This is a genomic window from Micromonospora sp. NPDC002411 (assembly GCF_053592955.1).
The window spans coordinates 1-5,633 of sequence record NZ_JBSFBM010000392.1; the positions used below are offsets into that span (position 1 = coordinate 1).

At 70.5% G+C, this 5,633-nt stretch carries 7 protein-coding genes; 3 read left to right on the top strand and 4 right to left on the bottom strand.

The genetic code is table 11. The features are described from left to right. Positions 1–422 precede the first annotated feature (422 nt). The 4 genes from dusB to ACWCO3_RS30515 all read right to left on the bottom strand — a co-directional run bounded on the left by dusB (position 423) and on the right by ACWCO3_RS30515 (position 3,999). On the bottom strand, positions 423–1,580 hold the full coding sequence (gene dusB / locus ACWCO3_RS30500; protein ID WP_145785489.1) for a tRNA dihydrouridine synthase DusB: 1,158 nt from the start codon (positions 1,578–1,580) through the stop codon (positions 423–425). A gap of 79 nt (positions 1,581–1,659) precedes the next feature. Continuing rightward, positions 1,660–3,039: a glycine--tRNA ligase gene (locus tag ACWCO3_RS30505; protein WP_145779441.1), complete on the bottom strand. Its 1,380-nt coding sequence runs from the start codon at positions 3,037–3,039 to the stop codon at positions 1,660–1,662. Between the two features lie 114 nt (positions 3,040–3,153). Next, positions 3,154–3,633, bottom strand: a complete 480-nt coding sequence (locus ACWCO3_RS30510) for a hypothetical protein (RefSeq protein WP_145779440.1) — start codon at positions 3,631–3,633, stop codon at positions 3,154–3,156. 24 nt (positions 3,634–3,657) lie between these two features. Next, positions 3,658–3,999, bottom strand: a complete 342-nt coding sequence (locus ACWCO3_RS30515; protein ID WP_145779439.1) for an antibiotic biosynthesis monooxygenase — start codon at positions 3,997–3,999, stop codon at positions 3,658–3,660. A gap of 29 nt (positions 4,000–4,028) precedes the next feature. Between ACWCO3_RS30515 and ACWCO3_RS30520 the strand changes: the two genes are divergently transcribed. From ACWCO3_RS30520 to ACWCO3_RS30530, 3 genes are all read left to right on the top strand, one after another. Next, positions 4,029–4,286 (top strand): hypothetical protein, encoded by a 258-nt coding sequence (locus ACWCO3_RS30520; protein WP_269682802.1) that lies wholly within the window; start codon positions 4,029–4,031, stop codon positions 4,284–4,286. A 62-nt stretch (positions 4,287–4,348) separates the two neighbouring features. Then, positions 4,349–5,296 (top strand): metal ABC transporter substrate-binding protein, encoded by a 948-nt coding sequence (locus ACWCO3_RS30525; RefSeq protein WP_450013328.1) that lies wholly within the window; start codon positions 4,349–4,351, stop codon positions 5,294–5,296. After that, positions 5,293–5,633: ATP-binding cassette domain-containing protein (locus ACWCO3_RS30530; protein WP_450013330.1), on the top strand; the 341-nt coding region annotated here is incomplete at its 3' end. The genes ACWCO3_RS30525 and ACWCO3_RS30530, both read left to right, overlap by 4 nt.

A 5,633-nucleotide genomic window follows, 5' to 3' on the forward strand; every position in this document is an offset into this window, starting at 1 on the left:
CGCGCCCCGCGCCCAAGATCCTCACGACATCGGCGATGGTGCTGCCTCCAACACGCAGGAAACACCAACCTCCCCGATGTTGCGCGGATCTCGGCGACGAGCAACCAGCGCGGGTCCGCTGGTTGTGTCACGGGTCCTTTGGAGCTGATGTCGTAGACGAATCAGCGTCGCAACGGCATCCGCGGGGCATCGCGGTGGTGGCGCCGCACGGAGGCAGCGCCGCACGGAGGCAGCGGCGGGCGGAGGCAGCGGCGGGCGGAGGCAGCGGCGGGCGGCGCACTCCGAGCTGAGGTCATGACTCGTTTACGACATCAGCTCGATAGCGTGCCGCACCCGTACATCCGACTCCTGCTTCCGACCGGAACCGGGTCGGCACGCTGCGAAAGAGGCCGACGGCGGCGACCCCCACGAGGGCCCGGGGCTCAGCCGCCGGAGTCGTCCATCTCGGCGCCCTCGGGGACGGTGTCGTCGTCCCGGCTGGCCAGCCAACCGTCCGGCAGGGCGACCTTGCCCGGCGAGTTGGTACGCCCGCGCGGCTGGCCCAGGGCGGTCACCGGGAACGGCTCCGTCGGGTCGAGCTTGCCGAGCAGGTCGTCGAGCTGGGCCAGGCTCTCGATCATCGCCAGTGAGCGCCGGAGTTCGCCGCCGACCGGGAAACCCTTGAGGTACCAGGCGACGTGCTTGCGGAAGTCGGTGCAGCCGTCGCGTTCGCCTCTGGCCGGGTTGCGGGCACCGGCCACGAACTGGTCCACCAGCAACTCCGCGTGCCGGCGCATGGTCGCCGCCACCTCGCCGAGGGTGGGCAGTCGCCGTTCCGGCCGGCCGTTGAAGGCGGCCTCCAGGTCGGCGAAGAGCCAGGGCCGACCCAGGCAGCCGCGACCGACGACCACGCCGTCCACGCCGGTGTGCGCGACCATCCGCAGCGCGTCGTCGGCCTCCCAGATGTCACCGTTGCCGAGCACCGGCACGTCGAGGGCCTGCTTCAGGGTGGCGATCGCGTCCCAGTCGGCGGTGCCCGAGTAGCGCTGCGACGCGGTCCGCCCGTGCAGGGCCACCGCGGCCACGCCAGCCTCCTGGGCGGCGAGCCCCGCTTCGACGTACGTCAGGTGGTCGTCGTCGATGCCCTTGCGCATCTTGACCGTGACCGGCACGCCGGACGGTGCCGCGGCATCCACAGCGGCCCGCACCAGTCGGGCGAAGAGCCGACGCCGCCACGGCAACGCCGCACCGCCGCCGCGCCGGGTGACCTTCGGGACCGGGCAGCCGAAGTTGAGGTCGATGTGATCGGCCAGGTTGCGCTCGACCACGATCCGGACGGCGGCTGCGGTGATCTCCGGGTCGGTGCCGTAGAGCTGGAGGCTGCGCGGCTTCTCGTCGTCGCCGAAAGCGATCATGCGCAGCGTCTTCGGGTTGCGCTCGACCAGCGCACGCGTGGTGATCATCTCGCAGACGTAGATGCCGCCGCCCTGCTCCCGGCAGAGCCGGCGGAACCCGACGTTGGTGATCCCGGCCATCGGGGCGAGCACCACCGGCGGCCACACCTGGTACGGCCCGAGAGTCAACGGCCGCAGCACGGGCATGGTCGAGGCAGTCACCGCACAAGTGTACGGGGCCCCGACCGGCGCTCATCGCGTCGGCCGAGGCCCCGTGCGCAGCGTCTCAGCAGCCCGGAAGGCGCTCGATCAGGTAACGCTCGACCTGGTCCAGGGAGACGCGCTCCTGGGCCATGGTGTCCCGGTTGCGCACCGTCACGGCGTTGTCGTCCAGCGTGTCGAAGTCGACGGTCACGCAGAACGGGGTGCCGATCTCGTCCTGCCTGCGGTAGCGGCGGCCGATCGCCTGCGAGTCGTCGAACTCCACCACCCAGCGCTTGCGCAGCAGCGTCGCGAGGTCCTTGGCCTTCGGCGACAGCGCCTCGTTGCGGGACAGTGGCAGCACCGCCACCTTGACCGGGGCGAGCCGCGGGTCGAACCGCATCACGGTGCGCTTGTCCACGCCGCCCTTGGTGTTCGGCGCCTCGTCCTCGTCGTACGCCTCCAACAGGAAGGCCAGCACGGCGCGGGTCAGACCCGCGGCCGGCTCGATGACGTACGGCATCCAGCGCTCACTCTTGGTCTGGTCGAAGTACGACAGGTCGACGCCGGAGTGCTTGCTGTGCGTGGAGAGGTCGAAGTCGGTGCGGTTGGCGATGCCCTCCAGCTCGGCGAACTCGGTGCCGCCGAACTGGAAGCGGTACTCGATGTCCACCGTCCGCTTCGAGTAGTGCGAGAGCTTCTCCTTGGGGTGCTCGAAGAGGCGCAGATTGTCCGCCGACAGACCGAGGTCGAGGTACCAGTTCCAGCGCTCCTGGAGCCAGTACTCGTGCCACTGCTCGTCGGTGCCCGGCTCGACGAAGAACTCCATCTCCATCTGCTCGAACTCCCGCGTACGGAAGATGAAGTTGCCCGGGGTGATCTCGTTGCGGAACGACTTACCGGTCTGCGCGATGCCGAACGGGGGCTTCTTGCGGGCGACCGTCTCGACGTTCTTGTAGTTGACGAAGATGCCCTGCGCGGTCTCCGGGCGCAGGTAGTGCAGACCCTCGTCGCTCTCCACCGGGCCCAGGTAGGTCTTCATCAGGCCGTTGAACATCTTCGGCTCGGTGAAGGTGCCCTTGTTGCCACAGTTGGGGCAGTTCAGCTCGGACAGCGAGGTCAGCGGCTTGCCGTGCTTCTCGGCGTACGCCTCCTCCAGGTGGTCCGCCCGGAAACGCTTGTGGCAGAACTGGCACTCGGTGAGCGGGTCGACGAACTCGGCGATGTGGCCGGACGCCTCCCACACCTTGCGGGCCAGGATGACGGCGGAGTCGAGGCCGACGACGTCGTCGCGCTGCTGGACCATGGTCTTCCACCACTGCCGGCGGACGTTCTCCTTGAGCTCCACGCCGAGCGGACCGTAGTCCCACGCCGATCGGGTGCCCCCGTAGATCTCGCTGGAGGGGAAGACGAAGCCTCGGCGCTTGGCGAGGCTGACGACGGCGTCGATACGGTCGGCTGGCATGTTTCCTCCTACGCCGGCTGGCGGTCGGCGGGGGCGAGATGTGGATGGAACGGTCAGTTCGGGACCACGGTACGACCACCGGGGCCCTGAGCCCAGCAGAATACCGGGGACGGGTCAGCTGACCCCGCAGACCTCCACGCCTCCGGTCTGCCCGTCCTGACCGAGGCTGACCTGCTGCTGCTCCCGGTCGCCGCCGGCGAGCGTCACGTCGACCGGAACGGTCAGGTTGGTGGTGTCCACCTCGCCGACCCGGAACGCCGCGACCTGTGGTTCGGCGGCAGCACGCCGTTCGAACTCGGGCCGGGACTCACGCCGCTGCGCGTCGTCGCAGAGCTGGTCGTACGCCCGCCCGTAGTTCCGTTCGACAAGCGCCTGGTAGTAGTCGCCGGTCACGGTGCGGGCCTGCTCCCGAATCGCCTGCACGCCGCTGACGGCCAGGCCGACGACGGCGGTGCCGCCCCCGCCACAGCAGAGCACCACGGCGAGCGCGCCGACGCCGAGGCCGAGCCAGAGCCGGGTGCGGCGGCCCTCGGTGGGCGGCGCGGCGAACGGCGGAGCCACCCCGGGTCCGGGTGGCGGGGCGGGTGCGGTCATAGGAGCAGCGTAGTGTCCGCCGGCTCAGCGGTAAGGACCCGCAGCCCGATCACTCTCGGCAACGACCACCGCTCCTCCGGGCGCCGCGATGGCCAGCGCCTCGTACGCGGAGGGCTCGTCGACCGACTCGGCGAGCAGCGGCACGGCGCTGACCTTGACCTCGAAGGCGCCGAGCGCCCGCCGATAGGTGCCGACGGACTCCCATTCGGTGACCAGCGACCAGTACCGGGGATCGTCGAGCGCCCGGACCAGTTGACCGCGCAGGTAGCCGGGGCGGGCGGCCAGGGCGGTGAGGGCGGCGTGCGCCCGTTCGGTGAAGTCGTCGGCGACATCGACGTCGACCACGAACCGGTTGGTCACCAGCAACGGTGGTCCCTCCTCGTAGAGTCTGTGGGATGCAGCGTACGCAGCGCCCTCTGCTCGCCCGGTTGGCCGGGGCGAACCCGACGTCGGTGTTCCTGCTCACCCTGGTGGTGGTGCTGGTGGCGTTCTTCACGCCCGGGGTGATCGGCGGGCTGCTGACGTTGGCGCTCGCCGCGGGTCTGATCGCCCTGTTGGCGACGACCTGGGCGGTTCAGGCGCCGCAGACCCGCCTGATTCGGCTGCTGATGTTGACCCTGCTCGTGACTGTGGGCCTCGCGAAGCTGCTCTGACATGCAATCATGCGTTCATGCGTTTTTGACAATCATTATCGTTGCCACGGACAGTTGATGACATGAACAACCGCGCCCCGTACCGTGTCCTGGCCGCCGCGACCGCCCTGCTCGCCCTGGGCGCCGGGGCCAGCTGCTCCACCGGCGACTCCGCCGGCGCCGACCCGAAGAAAGTCGACGTGGTGGCCGCGTTCTACCCCCTCCAGTTCCTCTCCGAGCGGATCGGCGGAGACGCGGTCCGGGTGACCAACCTGGCCAAGCCCGGTGCCGAGCCGCACGACCTGGAGCTCAACCCGAGCCAGGTCGGCCAGGTCAGCGACGCGGAGCTGATCGTCTACCTCAAGGGTTTCCAGCCTGCGGTGGACGACGCCGTCGCGCAGAACGGCGGCGACCGAGCCTTCGACGTGACGAGCGTGCAGCCGCTGCTGGATGCCTCCGCCGGCGGGCACAACCACGAGGGCGAGGAGGAGGGGCACGCCGAGGAGGGCGGCGGCAAGGACCCGCACGTCTGGCTCGACCCGACCCGGCTGGCCGGCATCGGCGACCAGCTCGCCCAGCGGCTCGGCGCTGCCGACCCGGACCACGCGGCCGACTACACCACCCGCGCCGCGGCCCTACGCGCCGACCTGACGGCCCTGGACGGCGAGTTCAAGACCGGTCTGGCGACCTGCCAGCGGCGGGAGATCGTGACGAGTCACGCCGCGTTCGGTTACCTCGCCGACAGGTACCAGCTCGACCAGGTCGGCATCACCGGGCTGAGCCCGGACGTCGAGCCCTCGCCGCAGCGGCTCGCGCACGTGATCGAGGAGGCGAAGGAGCACCAGGCCACCACGATCTTCTTCGAGACCCTGGTCAGCCCGAAGGTCGCCGAGACCATCGCCGGCCAGGTCGGCGCGAAGACCGCCGTGCTGGACCCGATCGAAGGGCTCGCCGCCGGCAGCGACGGGGACTACCTTTCGGTGATGCGTACCAACCTGCAGACCCTGAAGACGGCCTTGAGCTGCTCGTGACCGCACCTGTCATCACCGTCGAGCACGGGGTGGTCGGCTACGACGGCCGCCCCGTGCTCCGCGACATCTCGCTCACCGTGACCGCCGGCGAGGTCGTCGCGGTGCTCGGCGCCAACGGCTCCGGCAAGTCCACCCTGATCCGCGCCGTACTCGGGCTGGTGCCGCTCAGCGCCGGCTCGGTCACCCTCTTCGACCGGCCGCTGCGGCGCTTCCGGCAGTGGGCCCGCATCGGGTACGTCCCGCAGCGCCTGGGCGCCGGCGGCGGCGTACCGGCCACCGTCCGCGAGGTGGTGGCCTCCGGCCGGCTGGCCCGGCGGGGGGTGCTCCGCCCACCGGG

What these genes read in the sequence shown, in the direction of transcription:
- dusB (WP_145785489.1), bottom strand. Translation starts at nt 1,580, where the DNA reads ATGCCCGTGCTGCGGCCGTTGACTCTCGGGCCGTACCAGGTGTGGCCG.
- ACWCO3_RS30505 (WP_145779441.1), bottom strand. Translation starts at nt 3,039, where the DNA reads ATGCCAGCCGACCGTATCGACGCCGTCGTCAGCCTCGCCAAGCGCCGA.
- ACWCO3_RS30510 (WP_145779440.1), bottom strand. Translation starts at nt 3,633, where the DNA reads ATGACCGCACCCGCCCCGCCACCCGGACCCGGGGTGGCTCCGCCGTTC.
- ACWCO3_RS30520 (WP_269682802.1), top strand. Translation starts at nt 4,029, where the DNA reads ATGCAGCGTACGCAGCGCCCTCTGCTCGCCCGGTTGGCCGGGGCGAAC.
- ACWCO3_RS30525 (WP_450013328.1), top strand. Translation starts at nt 4,349, where the DNA reads ATGAACAACCGCGCCCCGTACCGTGTCCTGGCCGCCGCGACCGCCCTG.